This window comes from Lacisediminihabitans sp. FW035 (assembly GCF_054880895.1).
The window spans coordinates 547,679-570,109 of the sequence record NZ_CM142187.1 but is presented as its reverse complement, the minus strand read 5'-3'; the positions used below and the strand labels follow the sequence as shown (position 1 = coordinate 570,109).

At 65.3% G+C, this 22,431-nt stretch carries 17 protein-coding genes; 1 reads left to right on the top strand and 16 read right to left on the bottom strand.

Features of this window, described 5'->3' with window-relative positions:
• Window positions 1-343: 343 nt before the first annotated feature.
• From ACVXZ4_RS02850 to ACVXZ4_RS02785, 14 genes are all read right to left on the bottom strand, one after another.
• On the bottom strand, window positions 344-1,450 hold the full coding sequence (locus ACVXZ4_RS02850; RefSeq protein WP_461796731.1) for a substrate-binding domain-containing protein: 1,107 nt from the start codon (window positions 1,448-1,450) through the stop codon (window positions 344-346).
• Between the two features lie 84 nt (window positions 1,451-1,534).
• Window positions 1,535-2,902, bottom strand: a complete 1,368-nt coding sequence (gene mmsB / locus ACVXZ4_RS02845; RefSeq protein ID WP_461796730.1) for a multiple monosaccharide ABC transporter permease — start codon at window positions 2,900-2,902, stop codon at window positions 1,535-1,537.
• Window positions 2,902-4,449, bottom strand: a complete 1,548-nt coding sequence (gene mmsA / locus ACVXZ4_RS02840) for a multiple monosaccharide ABC transporter ATP-binding protein (protein ID WP_461796729.1) — start codon at window positions 4,447-4,449, stop codon at window positions 2,902-2,904. The genes mmsB and mmsA overlap by 1 nt, the downstream gene beginning before the upstream one ends.
• Window positions 4,450-4,649: 200 nt before the next feature.
• Window positions 4,650-5,834 carry an ROK family transcriptional regulator gene (locus ACVXZ4_RS02835; protein ID WP_461796728.1) on the bottom strand — a complete coding sequence of 395 codons (1,185 nt, stop codon included), beginning with the start codon at window positions 5,832-5,834 and terminating at the stop codon, window positions 4,650-4,652.
• Window positions 5,835-6,086: 252 nt separating this feature from the next.
• A complete protein-coding gene (locus tag ACVXZ4_RS02830; protein ID WP_461796727.1) occupies window positions 6,087-7,100 on the bottom strand; it encodes a LacI family DNA-binding transcriptional regulator in 1,014 nt (337 codons plus the stop codon).
• A gap of 96 nt (window positions 7,101-7,196) precedes the next feature.
• Complete coding sequence (locus tag ACVXZ4_RS02825; RefSeq protein WP_461796726.1) at window positions 7,197-7,859, bottom strand: cyclase family protein; 663 nt, start codon at window positions 7,857-7,859, stop codon at window positions 7,197-7,199.
• Window positions 7,860-7,945: 86 nt separating this feature from the next.
• A complete protein-coding gene (locus ACVXZ4_RS02820; protein WP_461796725.1) occupies window positions 7,946-9,925 on the bottom strand; it encodes a glycosyltransferase family 39 protein in 1,980 nt (659 codons plus the stop codon).
• Entirely contained in the window at window positions 9,922-11,151 is a 1,230-nt protein-coding gene (locus tag ACVXZ4_RS02815; RefSeq protein WP_461796724.1) for a bifunctional glycosyltransferase family 2/GtrA family protein, read from the bottom strand. The genes ACVXZ4_RS02820 and ACVXZ4_RS02815 overlap by 4 nt, the downstream gene beginning before the upstream one ends.
• A gap of 68 nt (window positions 11,152-11,219) precedes the next feature.
• Complete coding sequence (locus tag ACVXZ4_RS02810; RefSeq protein WP_461796723.1) at window positions 11,220-12,371, bottom strand: cystathionine gamma-synthase; 1,152 nt, start codon at window positions 12,369-12,371, stop codon at window positions 11,220-11,222.
• Window positions 12,372-12,397: 26 nt separating this feature from the next.
• On the bottom strand, window positions 12,398-13,762 hold the full coding sequence (locus tag ACVXZ4_RS02805) for a cystathionine beta-synthase (protein WP_461796722.1): 1,365 nt from the start codon (window positions 13,760-13,762) through the stop codon (window positions 12,398-12,400).
• 47 nt (window positions 13,763-13,809) lie between these two features.
• On the bottom strand, window positions 13,810-15,678 hold the full coding sequence (locus tag ACVXZ4_RS02800; protein ID WP_461798052.1) for an ABC transporter ATP-binding protein: 1,869 nt from the start codon (window positions 15,676-15,678) through the stop codon (window positions 13,810-13,812).
• Window positions 15,679-15,902: 224 nt separating this feature from the next.
• Window positions 15,903-16,880 (bottom strand): carbohydrate ABC transporter permease, encoded by a 978-nt coding sequence (locus ACVXZ4_RS02795; RefSeq protein WP_461796721.1) that lies wholly within the window; start codon window positions 16,878-16,880, stop codon window positions 15,903-15,905.
• The gene (locus ACVXZ4_RS02790) at window positions 16,877-18,010 is read right to left on the bottom strand and encodes a carbohydrate ABC transporter permease (protein ID WP_461796720.1); all 1,134 of its coding nucleotides are present in this window, start codon (window positions 18,008-18,010) and stop codon (window positions 16,877-16,879) included. Before ACVXZ4_RS02790 ends, ACVXZ4_RS02795 begins: the two co-directional genes overlap by 4 nt.
• A gap of 143 nt (window positions 18,011-18,153) precedes the next feature.
• Window positions 18,154-19,530 (bottom strand): ABC transporter substrate-binding protein, encoded by a 1,377-nt coding sequence (locus ACVXZ4_RS02785; protein WP_461796719.1) that lies wholly within the window; start codon window positions 19,528-19,530, stop codon window positions 18,154-18,156.
• 307 nt (window positions 19,531-19,837) lie between these two features.
• On the opposite strand from ACVXZ4_RS02785, the gene ACVXZ4_RS02780 reads away from it, so the two are divergent.
• Complete coding sequence (locus ACVXZ4_RS02780; protein ID WP_461796718.1) at window positions 19,838-20,857, top strand: LacI family DNA-binding transcriptional regulator; 1,020 nt, start codon at window positions 19,838-19,840, stop codon at window positions 20,855-20,857.
• A gap of 490 nt (window positions 20,858-21,347) precedes the next feature.
• On the opposite strand, the gene rplL is transcribed toward ACVXZ4_RS02780, so the two are convergent.
• Both rplL and rplJ read right to left on the bottom strand, forming a co-directional pair.
• Window positions 21,348-21,731: a 50S ribosomal protein L7/L12 gene (gene rplL / locus ACVXZ4_RS02775; RefSeq protein ID WP_461796717.1), complete on the bottom strand. Its 384-nt coding sequence runs from the start codon at window positions 21,729-21,731 to the stop codon at window positions 21,348-21,350.
• A 57-nt stretch (window positions 21,732-21,788) separates the two neighbouring features.
• Complete coding sequence (gene rplJ / locus ACVXZ4_RS02770; RefSeq protein WP_461796716.1) at window positions 21,789-22,304, bottom strand: 50S ribosomal protein L10; 516 nt, start codon at window positions 22,302-22,304, stop codon at window positions 21,789-21,791.
• Window positions 22,305-22,431 lie beyond the last annotated feature (127 nt).

Here is a 22,431-nt window from a genome sequence, read left to right as displayed (position 1 = left end):
GAAATGCAGGAACGGGTGTGACTCAAGTGAAGCGTGAGGCACATCCGCAACATCCGTACCACTGAGTCCTGCATTTCGAACAGGCGGCGTCGTCCAGGAGGTGTCGTCCAGGCGGTGTCGTCCAGGCGGTGTCGTCCAGGCGGCGTCGTCCAGGCGGCGTCGTCCTGGCGGCGTCGTCCTGGCGGCGTCGCTCAGGCGGTGTCGCACGCGCGGTCGCACGCGCACGGTCGCGCCGGCGCAGTCACACCGGCGAAGTCGCCAAGCGGATGCGTGGCCCCGCGGGCACTAAAAAGTCCGGCCCCCGCGAAATCGCGGGGGCCGGACTCGTGACTATCGAGGCGGACTACTTGTTGACGAGCGCCAGGAGGGTCGGGTTGTTCTTGTAGGACTCTGCAGCGTTGTCCTTGGTGACGAGCTCCGGCGGCAGGTAGTAGGTCGGAACCTTGACCGAACCGTTGTCCGTCGCGTCGGCGTTGGTCGACGCCTTCTTGCCGGCAGCGAGCTGCTTGACCATCTCAACGGCCTGCGCGACGAGCTTCGTCGTGTCCTTGTTGATGGTGGAGTACTGCACGCCCGACATGATCAGCGGGATCGAGGCAGCTTCCGAGTCCTGACCCGTGACTACGGGCATGACCGGCTTGTCCTTGCCTGCACTCTGGATCGAGGTGATGATGGCGCGACCCAGGGTGTCGTTCGGCGAGAGAACACCGTTCAGCACATTGCTGGAGTAGTTGCCGGCGAGCAGGGTGTCCATACGGGTCTGCGCGTTGGCGGCGAGCCATCCGGTGGTCTGCGTCTGGGCGATCGCGGTCTGTCCGGAGACGACCTTGAGCGTTCCATCATCGATCTTCGGCTGGAGGATCTTCATCGCTCCACCGAAGAACACTGCCGCGTTCGGGTCGGTGGATGCACCCGAGAACAGCTCGATGTTGTACGTCTTCGCGTCGGGGAAGCGTGCCTTCATCCCGTCGAGGAGGGCCTGGCCCTGGAGCTCGCCGACCTTCTCGTTGTCATAGGCGATGTAGTAGTCCACGTCGGCCGTGTCCTGGATGATGCGGTCGTACGCGATGACGATGGCGCCGTTGTCGTGGGCCGCCTTCACCTGGGCGCCGAGCTGCTTGCCATCGAACGCGCCGATGATGAGGACCTTCGCACCCTTGGTGTTCATGGTCGAGATCTGGCTCGCCTGCTCCGATGCCGTGTTGGCGGACGGTGCGTACTGCACGTCTGCCTTGAAGCCGGCCTTGGTCAGGTCGTCGGTGAACAGCTTGCCGGCGAGAACCCAGTTCTCCGAGGTCTTGTCGGGAAGTGCGACACCGATGACGGAGCCGGACTTGAAGCCTGCGGCAGTGCCAGAGGACGCGGCGTCCGTGCCACGGCTCGAGCAGCCCGAGAGGGCCATCAGCGCGACTCCGGCGATTGCCACAGTCGTGATTGCGATTTTGCGCATTTTTATCACTTTCTTTGTTGTGTGGTGGTGCAGGGGGATTGCAATAGGGCGGACGGGTCCACCCCGGTGACTACGCCGGCGCTGCTATGCGTTCGGAGTAGTGGATTGTGGGCGGGATGAGGCTTCGGCGCTTTCTCCTCCTGGTGCGACATCCGGGCGATCGATCGGCGTTGAGGCCGGAGGGTTCCCCCCGGACGACTTCGGTCCGCGCACGAAGATGCCGATGATCGACGGTCGGCCCTGGCGCTTGCTGTAGACGTCGATGCCCACCGCGAGCAGCAGCACGAGGCCCTTGATGATCTGCACCCGGTCGTTCGAGACGCCGAGCAGTTGGAGGCCGTTGTTGAGGATGGCGATGACGAGACCACCGATGATCGACCCGACGACGGTACCGATACCACCGGCGACCGCGGCACCACCGATGAAGACGGCGGCGATCGCATCGAGCTCCCACCCGGTTCCATCACCGGGGCCGGAGGCGCCGGCTCGCGCTACTCCCACCATCCCGGCGATGGAGGCCAGCACCGACATGTTCATCATGACGAAGAAGTTGATTCGCTTGATCTTCACACCGGAGAGCTCGGCGGCGTGCCAGTTGCCACCGACAGCGTAGATGTGGCGACCGAAGGTCGTGTTGCGGGTGACGAACGAGTAGATGAGCACGAGGATGCCGAGGATGATCCCCGAGATCGGATAGCTGGTGCCGATTCGGCCGGTCGCGAAGAGATAGGTCGCGCCACCGGCGACGAGCACCAGGACGATGATCTTGACGACGCTGACCCAGAGGGGAGCCGGCACCGCACCCATGAGGGTCTGCGTGCGGCGCTGGCGGAATTCCTGCCAGACGAGCGCGATGATCACGAGGAGACCGAGGATGAGGGTTCCGTTGCTGTACCCGACGTTCGGCCCGAAATCGGGGATCGAGCCACCACCGATGAAGGTGAAGGAGTCCGGCACAGTGATGGTGTTCGAGCTGCCGAAGAACTGGTTCGCACCGCGGAAGATGAGCATGCCCGCGAGGGTCACGATGAAGGCGGGCACCCCGACGTAGGCGACCCACCAGCCCTGCCAAGCACCGATGACGGCGCCGAGCACGATGCCGAGCACGAAGGCCAGCACCGGTGGGAAGTGCCAGCTCACCATCGCCGTGGCGACCACGATCCCCACGAAGGCTGCGACGGATCCGACGGACAGGTCGATGTGGCCGGCGATGATCACCATCACCATGCCGATGGCCAGAATGAGCACGTAGGCGTTCTGGTTGACCAGGTTGATGAGGTTGATCGGGTCGAGGGTGAGGCCCCCCGTTGCGATCTGGAAGAAGATGATGATGACCACGAGCGCGGCGAGGATACCGACCTGACGGCCGGTGCCCTGGGATCCGCCGAACATCTTGCCGAGGTCGCGGAGCTGGAAGCCGCTCTTCTGTGGAGCTTCGGGAGTTGCGCTCATTAGCTGTTAACTTTCTTCTTCGCGGAAGTCATGCTTCTCAGGAGAGTTTCGGGATTCGCTTCATCGGCGGTGAGGTCATTAGTGATCGCACCCTCGAAGATCGTGTAGATGCGGTCCGAGACGCCGAGCAGCTCCGGCAGCTCGGACGAGATGAGGATGATGCCCTTGCCGGAGGCGGCGAGGTCACGGATGATTCCGTAGATCTCGGTCTTGGCGCCGACGTCGATGCCGCGGGTCGGCTCGTCGAGGATCAGCAGGTCGGGGTCGGTGAACATCCATTTCGCCAGCACGACCTTCTGCTGGTTGCCGCCGGACAGCTTGTTGACCCCCTCCTCCACGCGCGGGGCCTTGATCCGGAGGCTCTTGCGGTAGCTCTCCGCGACGCGGTGCTCTTCGACCTTGTCGATCACCGAGAGCTTCGCGATCTTGGAGAGCTTCGCCGAGACGATGGAGTCCTGGATGTCGTCGAGCAGGTTCAATCCGAGCGCCTTGCGGTCCTCGCTCACGTAGCCGAGGCCGTTTGCGATCGCCTCGGTCACGGTGCGCAGTTGGATCTCTTTGCCGTCCTTGAAGACCTGCCCGGAGATGAAGGTGCCGTAAGAGCGTCCGAACAGGCTCATCGCGAGCTCGGTGCGGCCGGCGCCCATGAGCCCGGCGAAGCCGACGACCTCACCGCGCCGCACGACGAAGCTGGAGTTCTTGACGACCATCCGCTCGGAGGTGAGCGGATGCTGAACCGTCCAGTTCTTCACCTCGAAGAAGACTTCGCCGATGTCGGCGTTGCGATCGGGGAAGCGGTTCTCGAGCGTGCGGCCGACCATGCCACGGATGATGCGGTCTTCGTCGACGCCGTCGGCCTTCACGTCCAGGGTCTCGATCGTCTTGCCGTCGCGGATGATGGTGATCGAGTCGGAGATCTGCTCGATCTCGTTGAGCTTGTGCGAGATCATGATCGACGCGATCCCGCGGCCCTTGAGACCGAGGATGAGGTCGAGGAGGTGCTGCGAGTCCGCCTCGTTGAGCGCCGCCGTCGGCTCGTCGAGGATGAGCAGCTTCACGGACTTGTTGAGTGCCTTGGCGATCTCGACGAGCTGCTGCTTGCCGACGCCGATGTTCTTGATCTGGGTGTCTGGGTCGTCTACGAGTCCGACGCGGGCGAGCAGGTCGACGGCGCGCTTCTTTGCCTGCACCCAGTCGATGACGCCGAAACGTCGCGGCTCGTTGCCGAGGAAGATGTTCTCGGTGATCGAGAGCTCCGGGATCAGCGCGAGTTCCTGGTGGATGATCACGATGCCGGCGGCCTCGCTCGAACCGATGTCCTTGAAGCGCGACTCGTGACCCTGGAAGACGATGTCGCCCTGGTAGGTGCCGTAGGGATAGACGCCGGAGAGCACCTTCATCAGCGTCGACTTGCCAGCACCGTTCTCACCGCAGATCGAGTGGATCTCGCCGGCCTTGACCACGAGGGAGACCTTGTCGAGAGCCTTGACCCCGGGGAACTCTTTGGTGATCGAACGCATCTCGAGGATGACCGGTTCACTCGCCATCGGACACCTCCGCGATGTCCGCTGAAATCGCTCGGAAGCGCGGGTTGTGTACGTTCACAACTGCGAGGCTCGCCTGTGGTTTCACGCCGGACTACCTTGTCTCGTTAGGGGGATGAAATTACCCGCTAACAGACTAAACCTTGTTTGCGGTGTTGTCGTCAAGTTGTGAACGCAACAAACTCGTAACGACTCGGAAACACTCACTCGCGATGCAGCCCGGGAGACTGCAACACGAGCGACGCCGCGCCGAGCGCCTCGGCCCGGTCACCGAGCGAAGACATCACGAGACCGGTCGCCTCGCCGACGCTCGGCACCGCGTGACGAAGCAGCCCGCGTCGGATCGGGCCGAGCAGGATCTGGTCGAGACCCGCGAGCGGTCCCCCGATCACGATCACCTCGGGGTTGATCAGGTTGGCGATACTGGCGAGACCGCGGCCGATCGCCGCGCCCGCATCATCCAGCACCCGGAGAGTCGCGGAGTCTCCGGCGAGCGCGTTCCGCACGATATCGGCCGTCGAGACGGGGGCTCGGGTGCCGAGGAGCGCCATCATCACGGAGGTGGACGCCACCGTCTCGAGACAGCCCCGGTTGCCGCAGTGGCACACCACCCCGTTGTCCGTGATCGTCTCGTGACCGATCTCCCCCGTGATGCCGAGACTGCCGGAGAAGGGGTGGCCACCGAGGATCAGGCCGGCCCCGATGCCACTTCCGATCTTCACGAACACGAGGTTGTCCACGGTGTTGTGCGGACCCCAGGTGACTTCCGCCAGAGCTCCGAGGTTGGCGTCATTGTCGAAGACGACCGGGAAATGCAGGCGTTTCTCCAGATCCTGCAGGTGGATGCCCACCCACTCCGGCAAGATGGCCCCCTGCACGACGGTGCCCGTTCGCTGGTCGATCGGGCCCGGGATCCCGACGCCGACACCGAGCACCGCGGACGGCTTCACGTCGTTCTCCTCGAGCAGCGTCGCCAGGAGCTGGGAGGCCCGGTCGATGCTGTCCTCGGCCCGGTGACCGAGCGGCAGTTCCACGAATCGCTCGGCCACCACAGTGAATCCGAGAGTGGCGAGCACGATCCGCAGGTGCCGGCGGCCGAAGTCGATCCCTACCGCGACCGCGCCGTTGTTGGACAACCGCACCAGCAGTGCACGGCGGCCGGAGCTCGTCGTCGGCTCGGTCTCGATCGATCCCATCGATGCCAGGGTCTTCACGATGTTGGACACCGTCGCTGTCGACAACCCGGTCTGCCTGGCGAGTTCGGCCTGGGTCAGCGGACCGCTTCCCAGTAGGGCATCGACGACCCTCTGCTGGTTGAGTTCGCGCAGCGCCGATTGCGACCCGGGGTTCCGGGCGCCCCGTGGGAGCGGTTGCGACGTTGCAGGCATGAGTACGAGGGTGCATCATCCCCCGGCTTGTCGTCAAGAAGTTAACGCAACCGTTATCGAGGTATGAGAGCGATCACATCGCGCCGCGTCCCAGCGTCTGGCGTGCTGTGACTCGGGCAAAGCCGCGTCGAATTGCACTCTTTTGTCGGTCGCGCATCGTCTCAACCCACAAACTGGTGCAACTCGACGGCACGCGCGGGTCAGGCAGCGTCTTCTGCTGAGGATGCCCATGCTCGGAAGCGGGAACCGCAATTACTGGCGAGGGCCGGCCGTCGAATTGCGCACGATCAATTCGGGGAGGATCGGCTCGTGCCCGAGCCCGGACTGGCCGTTCAATTCTGCAAGGAGCATCGCGACCGAGCGGCGTCCGATCTCGGCGAAATCCTGGCGGACCGTGGTGAGCGGCGGCCAGTAGTGCGAGGCATCCGGTACATCGTCGAAGCCGACGACACTGATGTCGCCCGGCACGTCGAGTCCGGCATCTCGGAATGCGTGGATGAGACCGAGGGCCATCTGGTCGTTGGCGGCGAAGACCGCCGTGAAGTCACGATACCGGGCGAGCTCGCACCCCGCTCGATAGCCGAAATCGGCGGTCCAGTCCCCGAGGATCGGGGCGCGCACGTCGAGATCCGCCTCGATCAGCTCGTCGAGGAATCCCGCCATCCGCGCTTCGGCCTCGATCCAGTCCTGCGGGCCGCCCAGGTGCAGGATCTTGCGATGACCCAGCTCGATGAGATGCCGGGTCGCGAGCCGGGCGCCGGAGGTCTGGTCGACTGACAGGCTGTGCTGGCCGTCGCGACCAGTCGAGTCGAGTGTGACGAGCGGCAGCCGGATGTCGAGATCGCGGATGGCGTTGAAGACCCGCATCTGGGGCGAGATGACGACGAGGCCCTCGATCGCCTGGCTGAGGAGGTATTCGAGGCGGTCGTGGATCGCCTCGGAATCGGTGGCGGCGAGGCTCGTCGTCGTGATGAGGTACCCGGCATCACGGGCGGCCTCCTCGATCGCCGCGAGGCTGGTCGCCGGACCGTAGTTCGCGACCTGGGAGGTGAGGACCCCGATCGTGCGCGATCGGCTCGTGACGAGAGCGCGCGCGGCTTGGTTCGGCCGGTATCCGAGCTGCTCGATCACCTCGAGCACACGATCCTTGGTCGACGAGCGGATGTTCTCGGAGTTGTTGAGCGCGCGGGAAACCGTCTGGTAGGACACCCCGGCGATCCGCGCGACATCGCGGATGCTGGGGGCACGAACCTTCGCTGGTTCCATGGACGGGAGTATCCGGATTCGTAGTCATCGGGGGCGCGGACTCGAATCGCCGCACGGCGAAACCATTATCACCCACGGCGGCGCCGGCGGCGCGACTCAGGGGATTCGCGCGAAGGCCCGCACCGGGAAAGTCCCGAAGCCCTCGATCTTCGGGGGCACGACGGTGACCGTCGCTCCCGATTCGGGCAACTCATCCACAGCGGTGAGGTGCTCGACCACGTGGATACCTGCCGCGAGCAGCAGCGAGTGCGCGGGTCGCTCACCCCCCGATTCGACGTCGTCGATGTTGAGCGAGTCGATCCCGACGAGGGTGACGCCCTGGTCGACGAGGTACGCCGCGCCTTCTGCGGTGAGGAACGGAGCGCCGGTCGCATACTCGGCGGCGCCGAAGAATCTGCTCCAGCCGGTGTCGAGCAACGCGGCTTTGCCTGCAAGGTCCCGGCCCGCGAAGGCCTCGACGGTAACGCCCCGCGAAGATACATCCCTCAGATGGAATATCTCCGCCGGTTGGTCGACCAGGGTGTCGAGAGACAGGCCGGCGAGATCCGTCCCGCCCGCGTATCGGTGGAACGGACTGTCGAGATAGGTGCCGGTATTGCCGATCATGGTGATGATGTCCATCGCGAACTGGGTGCCCTCGGCGTAACTGGCGATCGAATCCTCGCGGGTGAGGAACGGGCGGATCTCGGGCGCCGGCAACCCGGGATAGGTCACCAGACCCGCACGGATGGTGTGGCTGAGATCGACGAGTCGGGTCATGGCTCAATTCTCCCAGCGGCTCGCGAGACTGTCGCGCGATTTCCCGCCAGCCGCCGGGCGGATGCCGCCAACACGTTTGTCCCGCGCTACTTCGTGAGGTCGTATACGGTCACCCCGTCGACGGTCGTGGCGGTGAAGTTGGCCGCGACCCAGGCGGCGATCGCAGCGGATGCCGCGGAGCCTCCGCTCGACTGGCCGACCGATCCGCCGCCGACGAAATAGTGGATCTCGCCGGCCGCGACCGACGACCTGAACTCGGAGAGCGTCGGCGAGGGATCACTGCCGTTGAAGCCGCCGATGGCCATCACCGGGAACCGGCTCGCGAGCTGATAGCCGGCAGCGTTATTCGATCCGACCGATGCCGCGACCCAGGTGTAGTCAGCCGCGTTGACCTCGAGCATGGCGACCACTTTCGATGACACAGTGCCTGCTCCGAGCAGGCCTCCCATGCCGCCAGCCGCGCCACCGGGCCGGGCACCGGCGGGAGGTGTGCCCGTGGCGGTCATCCCGGCAGGGGGTGCAACCCGACCGATCAGGCCCCCGGGCATCCCTGCGCCCATCGAGCCGCTCACCGCCGGCCCCGCGGTGACGATCGAGCCCGTATGCGCAGTCGACACGGTCTCGAGGCTGTACGCGGCCGGGGCGATGAGACCCGCCACCAGGGTCACCGCGAGGGTAGCGATCGCGAGCATCCGTCCGCGCGCCGGCAGCAGAAGGAGCACTGCCGCGCCGGCACCGAGCACGAGCACCACCCACTTGAGCCAGGGCAGCCAGTCGGGGGCCTCGTTGAGCAGGGCGAACGCCCAGAGCGCGGTGAGCGCCATGGAGAGCGCCGAGAGGATGCGCACCCACAGTTCCGCGCGACGGGACCACAGCATGCTCGCGCCGATCGCCACGGTTCCGGCAAGCGGCGGGGCGAGGGCCACGGTGTAATACGCGTGGAAGATGCCCGCCATGAAGCTGAAGGCGAGCGCTGTGACCACGAGCCAACCGCCGAAGAGGGCGAGGACCGCCCGGCGAGGATCGGTGCGCTTGGTCCTGCCGAACAGCACGAAAGCGACGACCATGACGATGAGGGCCGCGGGCAGGAGCCAGGTCACCTGACCACCGATCTCGCCCTCGAAGAGACGCAGGATGCCGGTCGACCCCCACATTCCGGTGCCCGTGGCCCCACCTCCGCCGACGCTGCCGGTCTCGTTGCCGGTGAGGCGGCCGAGACCGTTGTACCCGAAGGTGAGCTCGAGGAAGCTGTTGGTCTGGGAACCACCGATGTAGGGGCGGACGCTCGCCGGAACGAGTTCGACGATCGCGACCCACCAGCCGGCCGAGACGATCATCACGCCGAGGGCTCCGAGGAGGTGCGCGAGTCGTTTGCGCCAGGACAGGGGCGCCGCCCAGAAATAGACGCCGGCGAGCACCGGCAGGATCAGGAAAGCCTGCAGCTGCTTGGTGAGGAATCCGAGTCCCACCATCGCTCCGGCCCACAGCACCCACCGCACTCTCCCGCTCTCCACACCACGCAGGGTGAAGTAGACCGCGAGCGTCATCAGCAGAACGAGCAGGGCATCCGGATTGTTGAAGCGGAACATGAGCGCCGCCACCGGCGTGAGGGTGAGCGCCGCGCCCGCGACAAGGGCTGTCCGCGCCGAGAAGTGTCGGCGCACGATCACATAGACCAGCGCAACGGTGACGACCCCCATGATCGCCTCCGGCAGCAGGATGCTGAATGACGACAGCCCGAAGACGCGCGCCGAGAGAGCCATCAGCCAGAGGCTCGCCGGAGGCTTGTCGACGGTTATCGAGTTCGCGGCGTCGGAGCTGCCGTAGAAGAAGGCCTCCCAGTTCACCGAGCCCGCCTGCACCGCGGCGGAGTAGAACGAGTTCGCCCAACCATTCGCACCGAGGTTCCACAGGTAGAGCACCGCGGTCGCGGCGAGGAGGCCGAGCAGCGCCGGTCGCTCCCAGGCGGCCGTATCGGAGCGGCCACGCAGGATCCAGCGGAACAGGGTCGCGAGGCGGAGCGAGCGTCGCTCCCCGTGCAGGGCGGTTGCGGTCGAGGCGGTCATGAGACGGTCGCTTTCTGGTCGGAGGGGATGGATGCCGCGGGCCGGCGCTGATGCCGGAAGACCCAGAGCCGCAACAGCACGAAGCGCACGAGGGTGGCGAACAGGTTGGCGAGGGTCAGCACCACAAGCTGGGCCCGGGCGGACGCGGTGGGGTCGACGCCGTGCAGCAGTAGGAGCGAACCGCTTGTGATAGCCCAGGCGATGCCGAAGACGACGAGCCCCTGGAACTGGTGCGTCACGGCACCGGACCGACCCTGCACCCCGAAGGTGAATCTGCGGTTGGCTGCGGTGTTCGCGACCGCGGTGATGAGCAGGGCGAGGAAGTTCGAAAGCTGGGCAGGCATCGCGAGCTGGAAGACGAGGTAGAGCAGTGCGTAGGCCGCCGTCGAGAGCACCCCGATGGCGCCGAACCGCACGACCTGCCCGAAGAAGCTCGGAGTGCGAGGCTGCTCGAAGGGGCGCCGCCCGAGCTCCGCGTAGATCGACTCGACCGGAATCCGCCCCGACATGATCGACCGGGCGACCCGGAGCATCCCCTTCAGGTCTTCGCGAGCGGTCGAGACGATGTCGACCGTGCTTTCGGGGTCGTCGATCCAGTCGACGGGCACCTCGTGGATGCGAAGGCCGCCGCGCTCGGCGATGATCAGAAGTTCCGTGTCGAAGAACCAGCCGTCGTCTTCGATCAGCGGGATGAGTTCCTGGGCGACCTCGCGACGCACCGCCTTGAATCCACATTGCGCATCGCTGAAACGCACGGCCATCGCCCCGCGCAGCAGCAGGTTGTACCCGCGGGAGACGAACTCGCGCTTGCCGCCACGCACCACACGGGACCCCCGCGCGAGTCGGGTGCCGATCGCGATATCCGAGTGTCCGGAGAGGAGGGGGGCGATCAGCGGTGGCAGCGCGCTGAGTTCGGTCGACAGGTCGACGTCGAGGTAGGCGAGCACGTCGGCCCGCGACTCGAGCCACACCCTCTTGAGGGCGCGTCCCCTCCCCTTCTCCGCCAGGTGCACGGCCACCACGCCCGGCAGCTCCTCAGCCAGACGATCCGCGATCTCCGCGGTGTCGTCGGTCGAGGCGTTGTCGGCAATGGTGATGCGCCAGGGCACGTCGAGTTGCGTCGAGAGGTACTCGTGCAGCGTGCGGATGCTGCGCTCGAGCGCGGCCTGCTCGTTGTAGACCGGAACCGCGAGGTCGAGCGCGAGGGAGTCGGGTGAATGTGCCATGGGCACACTCTCAGCGACGGCTCTCGGCGCGCCCTATGGCACGGCTATGAGGCTGTTATGGATGTGGTTCAGCGGGTCGCGACACGATCGAGGGCGTCGCGCACGTCAGCCACCAGGTCGTCGACGCCCTCGATGCCGACGGAGAGCCGCACGAGGTTCTCCGGCACGGCGAGCGCGGTGCCGCGAACGGAGGCGTGGGTCATCTCGGTCGGATACCCGATCAGTGACTCGACTCCTCCGAGTGACTCGGCCAGCTGGAACAGCTCGGTCGACTCGGCGAACGCCCGCGCCGCGGCGGGACCGCCGGCGAGTGCCACCGAGAGCATCCCCCCGAATCCCCGCATCTGGCGTGCGGCGAGTTCGTGACCGGGATGATCGGCGAGGCCGGGGTAGTACACGCGCTCGACGGCCGGATGCCCGACAAGGGCTTCCGCGATCGCCTGGGCATTGGCGGTGTGGCGGTCCATCCGCACGGCGAGCGTCTTGATGCCCCGAACGGTGAGCCAGGCATCCATCGGACCGGACACCGGCCCGATCGCGAACTGGAGGAAGCCGAGCTTCTCGGCGAGTTCATCATCGTTCAAGACGACCGCGCCGCCGAGCACGTCGGAGTGACCGCCGAGGTACTTGGTGGTCGAGTGGGTCACCACATCCGCTCCGAACGCGAGCGGGTTCTGCAGGTACGGCGACGCGAAGGTGTTGTCCACCACCACGATCACACCGGCGGCGTGCCCGATCTCGACGAGAGCCGCGATGTCGCTGATCTTCATCAGCGGGTTGCTCGGCGTCTCCACCCAGAGCACCCGGGTGTTCGGACGGATGGACGCGCGCACGGCATCGAGGTCGGTCATCTCCACGGTGTCGAGCTCGATCCCCCACGGCACGAAGACCCGGTTCACCAGCCGGTGCGTTCCGCCGTAGACGTCGTTGCCCATGATCACGTGGTCACCGGGCACGAGGATCGACCGCAGCAGGGTGTCTTCCCCGGCGAGTCCAGAAGCGAAGCTGAAGCCGTGCTTCGCTCCTTCAAGGTCGGCCACGAGCTCCTGGAGGGAGTCACGGGTGGGGTTGGCGCTCCGCGCGTACTCGTACCCACCGCGGAATTCGCCGATGCTCTTCTGCACGAACGTCGAGGTCTGGTAGATCGGGGGGATCACCGAACCGGTGCTCGGGTCGAAGGCCTGGCCCGAGTGGATGGCGCGGGTGGAGAAGTCGGTCACGGTGATCTTTTCTGTTGCAGGAGAATTCAGTCGGAGAGGAAGGTGAGCAGGTCGTGCCGCGTGACGACAGCGACGGGCTTGCCGTCCTCGGTCACGAGCAGTGCATCCGCTTTGCCGAAGGCGGCTCGGGCGGCGCTGACTGCTTCGTGCACACCGATCAAACCGAGCGGAGGCCCGATAAATTTCCCCACCGGGTCGGTCATGCTCGCGTCACCGCTGAACACCTGCTCGAGCAGCGTCTTCTCTTCGATCGCTCCCACCACCTCGCCGATGACCACCGGCGGCTCGGCCGAGAGCACCGGCAGCTGCGAGACCCCGTACTTCGTCATGATCTGGATCGCGTCGCGCACCGTGTCCGAGGGATGCACGTGCACGAGCGCGGGAAGCGAGCCGGTCTTGTGGCCGACGACGTCCGCGACGGTCTTCTCGTCGGAGACCTGCGTGAAGCCGTAGGACTGCATCCACTTCTCGCTGAAGACCTTGTTGAGGTAGCCGCGGCCGCCGTCGGGCAGCAGGATCACCATCACCGCATCGGCGGGCAGGGTGCGTGCCGCCTTGAGGGCGGATGCCACGGCCATGCCGCTCGACCCTCCGACGAGCAGTCCCTCCTCGCGGGCGAGGCGCCGCGTCATGTCGAAGGACTCGGCGTCGGACGAGGCGATGATCTCGTCGACGACCGAGCCGTCGTAGGCCTCCGGCCAGAAATCTTCGCCGACGCCCTCCACGAGGTAGGGGCGACCGGTGCCGCCGGAGTAGACCGAGCCCTCCGGGTCGGCGCCGATGATGGTGACCGCACCGTTCGACACCTCCTTGAGGTACTTGCCAACGCCACTGATGGTGCCGCCGGTACCGACCCCGGCGACGAAGTGGGTGATCTCGCCTTCGGTGTCGCGCCAGATCTCGGGACCGGTCGTCTCGTAGTGGCTGAGCGGACCGTTGGGGTTCGAGTACTGGTTGGGCTTGAAGGCGCCGGGGATCTCGCGGGCCAGCCGATCCGAGACCGAGTAGTACGACTCCGGGCTGTCGGGTGCAACGGCCGTGGGGGTGACGACGATCTCCGCGCCATAGGCGAGAAGCACGTTGCGCTTCTCCTCCCCCACCTTGTCGGGTAGCACGAAGACGCACCGATAGCCGCGCTGCTGGGCCACGAGCGCAAGCCCGATTCCGGTGTTGCCCGAGGTGGGTTCGACGATGGTGCCGCCGGGTTTCAACAGGCCGTCGCGTTCCGCCGCGTCGATGATGCGGGTGGCGATGCGGTCCTTCGACGACCCGCCGGGATTGAGGTACTCCACCTTCACGAGAACAGTGGCGGCGATGCCATCCGTCACCCGGTTGAGCTTCACGAGAGGGGTATTGCCGACGAGGTCGATGACGCTATTGGCGAACTTCATAGTGCCGCCAATCTACCAGCGGGGTTCGGCCCGGATGGAGGGAGCCCTCAGTCCTGCGACACCTGCTGGGCATAGAGCCTCGCGTAGACGCCGCCGAGCGCAGTGAGCTCTGCGTGGGTGCCGTGCTCCACTATTCGTCCTGCATCGACGACGAAGATCACGTCGGCGCCGACGATCGTCGAGAGGCGGTGCGCGATGGCGATCGTCGTGCGGCCGGCCGAGGCGGTGTCGAGGGCGTCCTGCACGATGCGCTCGGAGAGGGAGTCGAGCGCGCTCGTCGCCTCATCGAGGATGAGCACGCGTGGGTCCTTGAGCAACACCCGCGCGATGGCGATGCGCTGCTTCTCGCCGCCGCTCAGCCGGTAGCCCCGCTCTCCGACCACGGTGTCATAGGCCAGGGGAAACGACACGATGGTGTCGTGGATGTTCGCGGCCCGCGCCGCTTGCTCGAGTTCGGCATCCGTCGCACCGGGCTTCGCATACCGCAGGTTCTCCGCGATCGTGGCGTGGAACAGGTAGGTCTCCTGGCTCACGATGCCGATGTTCGAGACCAGGGAGTCCTGCTCGAGTTGCCTCACGTCGTCCCCGGCGAAGAGGATTCGGCCGCCGGTGACGTCGTGGAAGCGGGGAATCAGATAGGAGACCGTGGTCTTGCCCGCCCCTGACGGCCCGACGAAGGCGGCGAACTGGCCCGGCTCGATCGAGAAGGAGACGCCCTTGAGGGTGGGGGGCGTGCCCGGCCCGGAGTCCGGGTACGCGAAGACAACATCCTCGAACTGCACCCGGCCGAGTTCGGCGGGGTCGACGGGATGGGCGTTCGGGGCATCAGAGATCGCGGGGTGCAGGTCGAGGTACTCGAAGATGCGGGCGAAAAGGGCCTGCGAGGTCTGCAGGTCGAGCGCCACACGCATGAGTCCGAGGAGTGGCCACATGAGCCGCGCCTGCACTGTGGTGAAGGCCACGATCGTGCCGGCCGTGACGGCGACATCGTGGAACAGGAGCCAGGCGGCGCAGATGTAGATCACTGCCGGGATGATGGCCAGGAAGATCTGCACCATCGCGAAGAACCACTGGCCGCTCATCTGCTCGCGCACCTGCAGCCGGATCTGGTTGTCATTCTCGTCGCTGTAGCGAGCGACCTCCGCGCCCTGCTGGTTGAAGCTCTTTGCCAGAAGGATGCCCGACACCGACAGGGTCTCCTGGGTGATCGCGGTCATGTCGCTGAGCGACTCCTGGGTTTTGGTGGCGATCTTCGCGCGCACGCGTCCCACCCGCCGCTGGGCGATCACGAGGATCGGCATGAGGATCACGGCCACGACGGTGAGCTGCCAGGAGAGCACGAGCATGCTCACGAAGGCCGCAGCGACCGTGACCGTGTTGCCGAGCACGCTCGCCACGGTGTTGGTGAGCACGCTCGACACGCCCCCGACGTCGTTCTGCAGGCGGGACTGGATGATTCCGGTCTTTGTTCGCGTGAAGAAGGCGAGCTCCATCTTCTGGAGGTGCCCGAACAGCCGTACCCGCAGCGCACCCATCACCCGGTTGCCGACGGTGGCGGTGAGGAAGGTCTGCCAGACCCCGAGGCCCGCAGAGGCGACGTAGATCACGATCATGAGCCCGACGATCTCGAGCAGCACCGGGAAGTTCGGCCGACCGGATGCCGGGAACAGTCCGACGTCGAAGGCCTGCCGGGTGAGCAACGGCGGCAGTACGGTGAGCCCCGCGCTGATGATGACCAGCGCTGCCGTGACGCCGAGGGCACGACGGTGAGGCTGGAACAGCTGCGCGATGCGGGCGAGCAGGTCGGGGATGCGCGGGGCATCCGCGTTCTCTGCCTTCTGGGCATCCGCATCCGATCCGCTGATGCGGGTACGCTGCTTCCCCATCCGGCCCACCGGGGTGCTTCCGCCGTGCATTCCACTCACCAGATCACCTTACGCACCGCCGCCGACACCGCAGGCGCGATTCGCCCTCGGCGAAACTGCCGGTCGAGTAGAAGCGCCAGCCCTGCCGGTCGAGTAGGCCGCGACGGAGGAGCAGCCGTGTCGAGACCCCGCAGCACAGGGATCTCGACACGCTCGCTGGCGCTCGCTACTCGATCAGCAGGGCCTTTCGCTCGCTACTCGATCAGCACCGCTGGTCAGCCCTTGGTGCTGCCCGCGAGCAGGCCGCGCACGAAGAACCGCTGTAGGGCGAAGAACACGATCAGCGGCACCAGGATCGAGATGAATGCACCCGAGGTGAGCAGCTGCCAGTCCTGGCCGCGTCCACCGGTGATCTCAGCGAGCAGCTTGGTCATCGGTGCGACCTCGCCATCGGCGAACACCAGCGCGACCAGCAGGTCGTTCCAGACCCAGAGGAACTGGAAGATCGCGATCGATGCGATGGCGGGCATCGTGAGCGGCAACACGATCCTGAAGAAGATCTGTCCGTGCCCCGCGCCATCTACTCGCGCCGCTTCGATCAGCTCCGCAGGAAGCTCGGCGATGAAGTTGTGCAGCAGGAAGATGACGAGCGGGAGTCCGAAGATCGTATGCGCGATCCAGACCTGGGTGTACGAGCCGCTCGCATTCAGCCCGGCGAACAGCTGCACGCCGCCGATGTTGAGGCCCCGGGAGAACAGGCTCAACAGAGGTACGAGAGCCATCTGCAGCGGAACGATCTGCAGCGCGAACACCCCGATGAACATCCAGTTCTTGCCTTTGAAGTTCATCCACGCGAACCCATAGGCCGCGAGGCTTGCGAGGGTCAGCGGGATGAGCGTCGCGGGCAACGTGATGGCGATCGAGTTGATGAACGCCTGCCCGAGGTTCAGCTGGCTGTTGCCGGCCTTCAGCACCTGCGCGTAGTTGTCGAAGGTGAACCCGGGATTCTGGAAGATGGTCCACCAGCCCGTGGTGTTGATCAGGACGGCCGGACGAATCGAGGAGATGAAGAGCCCGAAGGTGGGAACCGTCCAGAGGAGCGCGATGATCAGCGACGCGATGGTCGCACCACGACTGGTCAGGCGCTTCTTGGTGCGCTTGGTGACGCTGCGCTCCGCGGCGCGTTCGCCGACTCCGAGCTGTCGCTTCGTCCGGGCGTCGATCGGCACATCGATGGGTGAGACGGCGCTCATCGGATCTCCCTCTGCTTCTTGATCTGGCGGGCGTTGTAGATGACGATCGGCAGCACGAGCACGAAGAGCACGAGGGCGAACGCCGCCGATCGGCCGTTCTCGAATCCCTTCCACTGCGTATACATCTCGTTGGCGATGACGCTCGTATTATTGGCGCCGGCGGTCATCGTCCTCACGATGTCGAAGACCTTCAGCGACGCGATCGAGATCGTGGTGAGCACGACGATGAGCGAGGAGCGGATGCCCGGCACGGTCACGTTGATGAAACGCTCCCAGGCATTCGTGCCGTCAAGCTCCGCGGCCTCGAGCTGCTCGGTCGGCACGCCCTTGATGGCCGCCGAGAGCACGACCATCGCGAACCCCGTCTGGATCCAGACGAGCACCACGATCAGGAAGAAGGTGTTCCAGGGCGAGATTGATACGAAGTCCGTCGGCTGGCCGCCGAAGAGCACCACCAGCTGGTTGAGGAGTCCGATCTGGTTCTGCCCCTCCGGCCTCGCCGTGTAGACGAACTTCCAGATGATCGATGCCCCGACGAATGAGATCGCCATCGGCATGAAGACGAGGATCTTGAAGAACTTCTCACCGCGTGACTTGTCGATGAAGACGGCGTAGGCGAGTCCGATGGCCGTCGAGAACGCGGGAACGATGAGCACCCAGATGACCGTGTTCAACACGACCCGGATTCCGGTGGGCTGGGTGAAGATCCAGACGAAGTTCTCGAACCCGATGAATCGGTTGCCGCGGTTGTTCTGGAATGCGGCGATCGCCGTGAGGATCGTCGGGTAGACGAGTCCGATCAGCAGCAGGATCAGGGCCGGGGCGAGGAAGCCCACCAGTTGGAAGAGGTAGCCCGCTCCCTGCTTCGACCGGTAGTCGAGGATGAAGAAGACCCCACCGAGAACGGCGGCGACAGCGGCGGCCCAGGCTACCGATCCGAGGAAGACGAAGATCGCGAGCGGTGCGAGCACGCAGACCGCGAGGCGGATGATCGTGTACTTCCGGCCGGATCGCGGGGCGATCTCGACGAAGAACAGGATGACTGCGACGACGGCGACGAACGCCCCGACGACGAGGGGAATCTGGGCCAACGCGGGGAGCGTGGAGATCCAGTTGAAGAAATCTGACATTGTGCCCTTTCGAGTACGGCGGTGGACTCAGGAGCTGCGGACTGCATCTGCATTAGACACCGTAGCAATGGGTGAGGAAAGGCCGGCAAAGAAAGTTCCTCTGCCGGCCTTTCGCACTGGTGCTTCTTAGCTAGCCGGACCTGCTATTTGGACGGCCACGACGCGTCGATGGTCTTCAAGACCTCGTCCGTCGACTTGCCATTGATCCAGTCGACCATTCCGGTCCAGAACGAGCCGGCACCGACGACTCCGGGCATCAGGTCTGATGCGTCGAAGCGGAAGGTCGTCTTCGGGTCCTGGAGCGTCTTGATGGCCTCCTGCAGGATCGGGCTCGACGCGTTGGCCGGGTCGAGGCCCTTGTTGGCGCTGATCACGCCACCGAGCTTGACACGGCTGTTCGCCCAGTCGCCGCTCGACAGGTAAGCCTGCACCTTCTGGGTGTCCGCGTCGTTCGAGAACGCAGCGACCATCTCGCCACCACCGGTGACGGCGGGGCCTGCGCTGGCGTCGATCGGCGGGGTGATGAAGGCCCAGACCTGCTTGTCCGGTCCTACCGTGGCGTTGCCGTTCTTCGGGTCCTGGATGAATCCATCGAAGAAGGATGCCTGGTGGGTCATCGCGCACTGGCCGTTGCCGATAACGCGAGCGACATCACCGAACGGCGTGGAGTTGATCGACTTCACGTCGCCGAGTCCCGCGTTCACGTACTTCGGGTTGAGGAGGATGTCGCCAACCGAGTTGAACGCCTTCTTGATGGCCGGGTCCGTGAACGGGATCTTGTGACTGACCCACTTGTCATAGGTGTCTGCACCCGCCTGGCGGAGCACGAGGTCTTCCACCCAGTCGGTGCCGGGCCAGCCCGTGGCCGCATCGGAGCCGAAGCCGGCACACCACGGGGCCGTGCCGGTCTTCTCCTGGATGGTCTTCGTGAGGGTGAGGAGCTCATCCCAGGTCTTGGGAACCTCGACGCCCCACTCCGCGAACTTCGCCGGGGAGTACCAGATGAAGCCCTTGACGCTCGCCATCAGCGGCGAGGCGTAGAGGGTTCCGTCCGAGGAGGCGTAGCCAGCCCAGTCCTTCGACCAGTTCTTCTTGACGTTGGCCGCCGCCGCCGCGGGTTCCGGCTGGATGTAGTTGCGCGAGGCCAGGTCCTTCAGAAGGCCGGGCTGCGGGAAGATCGCGATGTCGGGAGCGTTGCCGCCCTGCGCGCGGACGCTGATCTGGGTCTCGAACTCCTTCGAGCCTTCGTACTTGATGGTGATCTTGTTCTTCTTCTCCCAGTCCGCCCAGGACTTCTGCAGGAGTTCTGCCTCGGTGTCGACGATCGTGCCGTAGATGGTGACGACTCCATCGGCCTTGCCGGCGTCGCCGGGGCCTTTGTCCGAGGCCGTGTTGCCTCCACCAGACGACGAGCAGCCCGCGAGAGCGAGCCCTGCGATGGTGAAGAAGACGATCGGGGCTGTGATTCGGCGGTGCAACTTCTTGCCGCTGACTGCGCTGCGGAGCAGGGTGGAACTCATGTGACTCCTCCTCATTGAGGGTTGGGGTTGGGTCTTTCGGTCGGAACTGCTCCGCCCTGAGATCGACGGGTGGACGCTCGTGATGGGGAACCGGTTCCACTGCACAAGCTACGGGCGTAGCGATGGTTATGCAAGCGCTTGTTCCGAAGCGTTGTCTAACGTTTTAGTCACGTCCTGAGGAATTGCCTAGAATCCGGGGCTCGGCCATGGGAGCGCACCCATGGAAGTGTGGTGCGTTTCCCACATGGGCCATCTCGTGCCTATGATGAGCCATCGCTCGTCAACGCTGTCGAATCCGAGGTCCCCTGTGAGCGCAATCGCCGATGTCGCTCGCCTCTCTGGCGTGTCGAAGTCCACCGCGTCGCGCGCGCTTAGTGGAAACGGCTACGTGTCGGAGGAAACACGCTCCCGGGTCGAGCGGGCGGCGGCGGAGATCGGTTACGTTCCCTCGTCGATAGCGTCGAGCCTCGCTACGGGTCTCACCCGCAATGTCGGCGTGGTCATCCCGTTCGTGAACCGCTGGTTCTTCGCCGAAGTGCTCGAGGGGATCGAGAACGCGCTGATCTCCGCAGGCTACGACCTCACGCTCTACCAGCTGCACGACGATGAAGCCCGCCGCCAACGGATCTTCGACTATTTCCTCGTCCGTAAGCGTGTGGATGCGGTGATCGCGGTCGGCATCTCCCTCAGCCCGCACGAGGTGCAGTCGCTCAACGCGCTCGGCAAGCCGGTCGTCGGCATCGGCGGAGACGTCCCGGCGATCTCTACCCTGTGCATCGACGATGCTGCCGCGTCACGCTTTCTGACCGAACACCTCGTGAGCCTCGGGCACACCCGGATCGTTCATCTGGGCGGCGACCTGCACGAGCAGATGGACTTCGCCGTGCATGCCCAGCGCCTTGCCGGGGTGCGGCAGGCTCTCGCCACCGCGGGACTCTCCCATTCCGATGATTTCCGCGCTGTGGCCTATTCGATCCCCGGAGGATACACCGGCGCCCTCGCGGTCCTCTCCGACCCGTCGACCCGTCCGACGGCGATCGTCGCCGGCTGCGACGAGATCGCGATCGGGGCGATCCTCGCGGCACGCCAGCTCGGCATCGCCGTGCCAGCCCAACTGTCGATCGTCGGTATCGACGGACACGCCCTCGCCGAGATGTTCGGACTCACGACCCTGGAGCAGCACCCTGCGGCCCAGGGGGAGCAGGCGGTGCAATTGATCCTCGACCGCCTCCGCCCCGGCGCGGACGCCTTCGGGGACGAACGGATCACCGTGCCCGTGCGCTTCGTCGTGCGCCGGAGCAGCACGGCTCCACCCCGCGCGGGCTGAGTTTCGCACGACGGGGTGGAGCCGAAACCATCCGCTCTCCCACCAGGGACGACACGGGTTTCACGAACTGGCCAGAGGGTAAGGCCGTCCAGTTCGGACATCGCAGGTCGAAGAAAAAGATTGGTGAGTGAGACAGCGGACGGTGCTGTGTGACGACGGCCCGGAACACGGGGTGGCGCCGGTCCTCATTATGGTGGACACGACCGCAGTTATGCAACTACCCTCACTTATGGCAGCGTTATCTGCCCGGAGTCCAGAGCCGTGCTCGCCGTCGGTCGGTTCTTCACTGGATGCCGTGTGATTCGTCCCTGATCCCGAATCGCGTGGCGCAGACGGCACGGTGCGGGGCGGGCCCGTGGTTGGGGCACGCCTCGCACCGCTCGGGATCATCGCGGCTGCCCCACGCACAACGACCCTCGTGCGTGCCATGGGCACGGGCGAGGGTCGTTGCGAACTGCGTGCAGAGGTGCCGCCCCGAGGGGCGACCCGACTACTTGAGGGTGACGGTTGCGCCGGCCTCTTCGAGCTGAGCCTTCGCCTTCTCGGCGGTCTCCTTGTTGACACCTTCGAGCACGACGCCGGGGGCGTTGTCCACGACGGCCTTGGCCTCGCCGAGTCCGAGGCTCGTGAGCGCGCGGACCTCCTTGATAACCTGGATCTTCTTGTCGCCGATGGACTCGAGAACGACGTCGAAGGAATCCTTCTCCTCGACCTCTTCGACCGGAGCGGCGGTTCCGCCGGCAGCAGCAGCCGCGACGGGCGCAGCAGCGGTGACCTCGAAGACCTCTTCGAACTTCTTGACGAAGTCGCTGAGCTCAATGAGGGTGAGTTCCTTGAATGCGGCGATCAGGTCGTCGCTTGAGAGCTTTGCCATGGTGATTCTCCTTGTTTTTCGTGTTGTAAGCCGCGCTGTCCAAGACCCGTCAGGGACTTAGGAGGCGGAATCCTGCTTCTCGCGCAGCGCTTCGACGGTGCGAACCGCCTTCGCGAGCGGTGCGTTGAACAGATAGGCAGCGCCGAAGAGCGAAGCCTTGAAGGCGCCGGCAAGTTTGCCGAGCAGCACCTCTCGGGTTTCGAGATCAGCGAGCTTGATGACCTCTGCCGGGCTCAGGGGGTTACCGTCGAAGTAACCGCCCTTGATGATCAGCAGCGGGTTTGCCTTGGCAAAGTCGCGGAGACCCTTCGCTACGGTGACCGGGTCACCGTGCACGAAAGCGATTGCGGATGGGCCGACGAGGTCGTCGTCGAAAGACGAGATCCCCGCAGCGTTGGCCGCGATCTTGGTCAGCGTGTTCTTTACCACGGCGTACGTTGCGTGCTCACTGAGGGTGGTGCGCAGCGTCTTCAGCTGTGCGACAGTGAGCCCGCGGTACTCGGTGAGCAGAACGGCGGTCGAGTCGCGGAACTTGTCCGTGAGCTCGGCAACCGAAGCTTCCTTGTTCGCCATGTGGCTCCTAGGTGGATTGGTGGTGCGTTATGTCTTCGACCTGGACCACGGTTTCTTAAACAAAAAAGGCTCCGGCGCAAGCGCACGGAGCAAAACCTGTAAGGGGAATTCTCAATACACCTGCGCA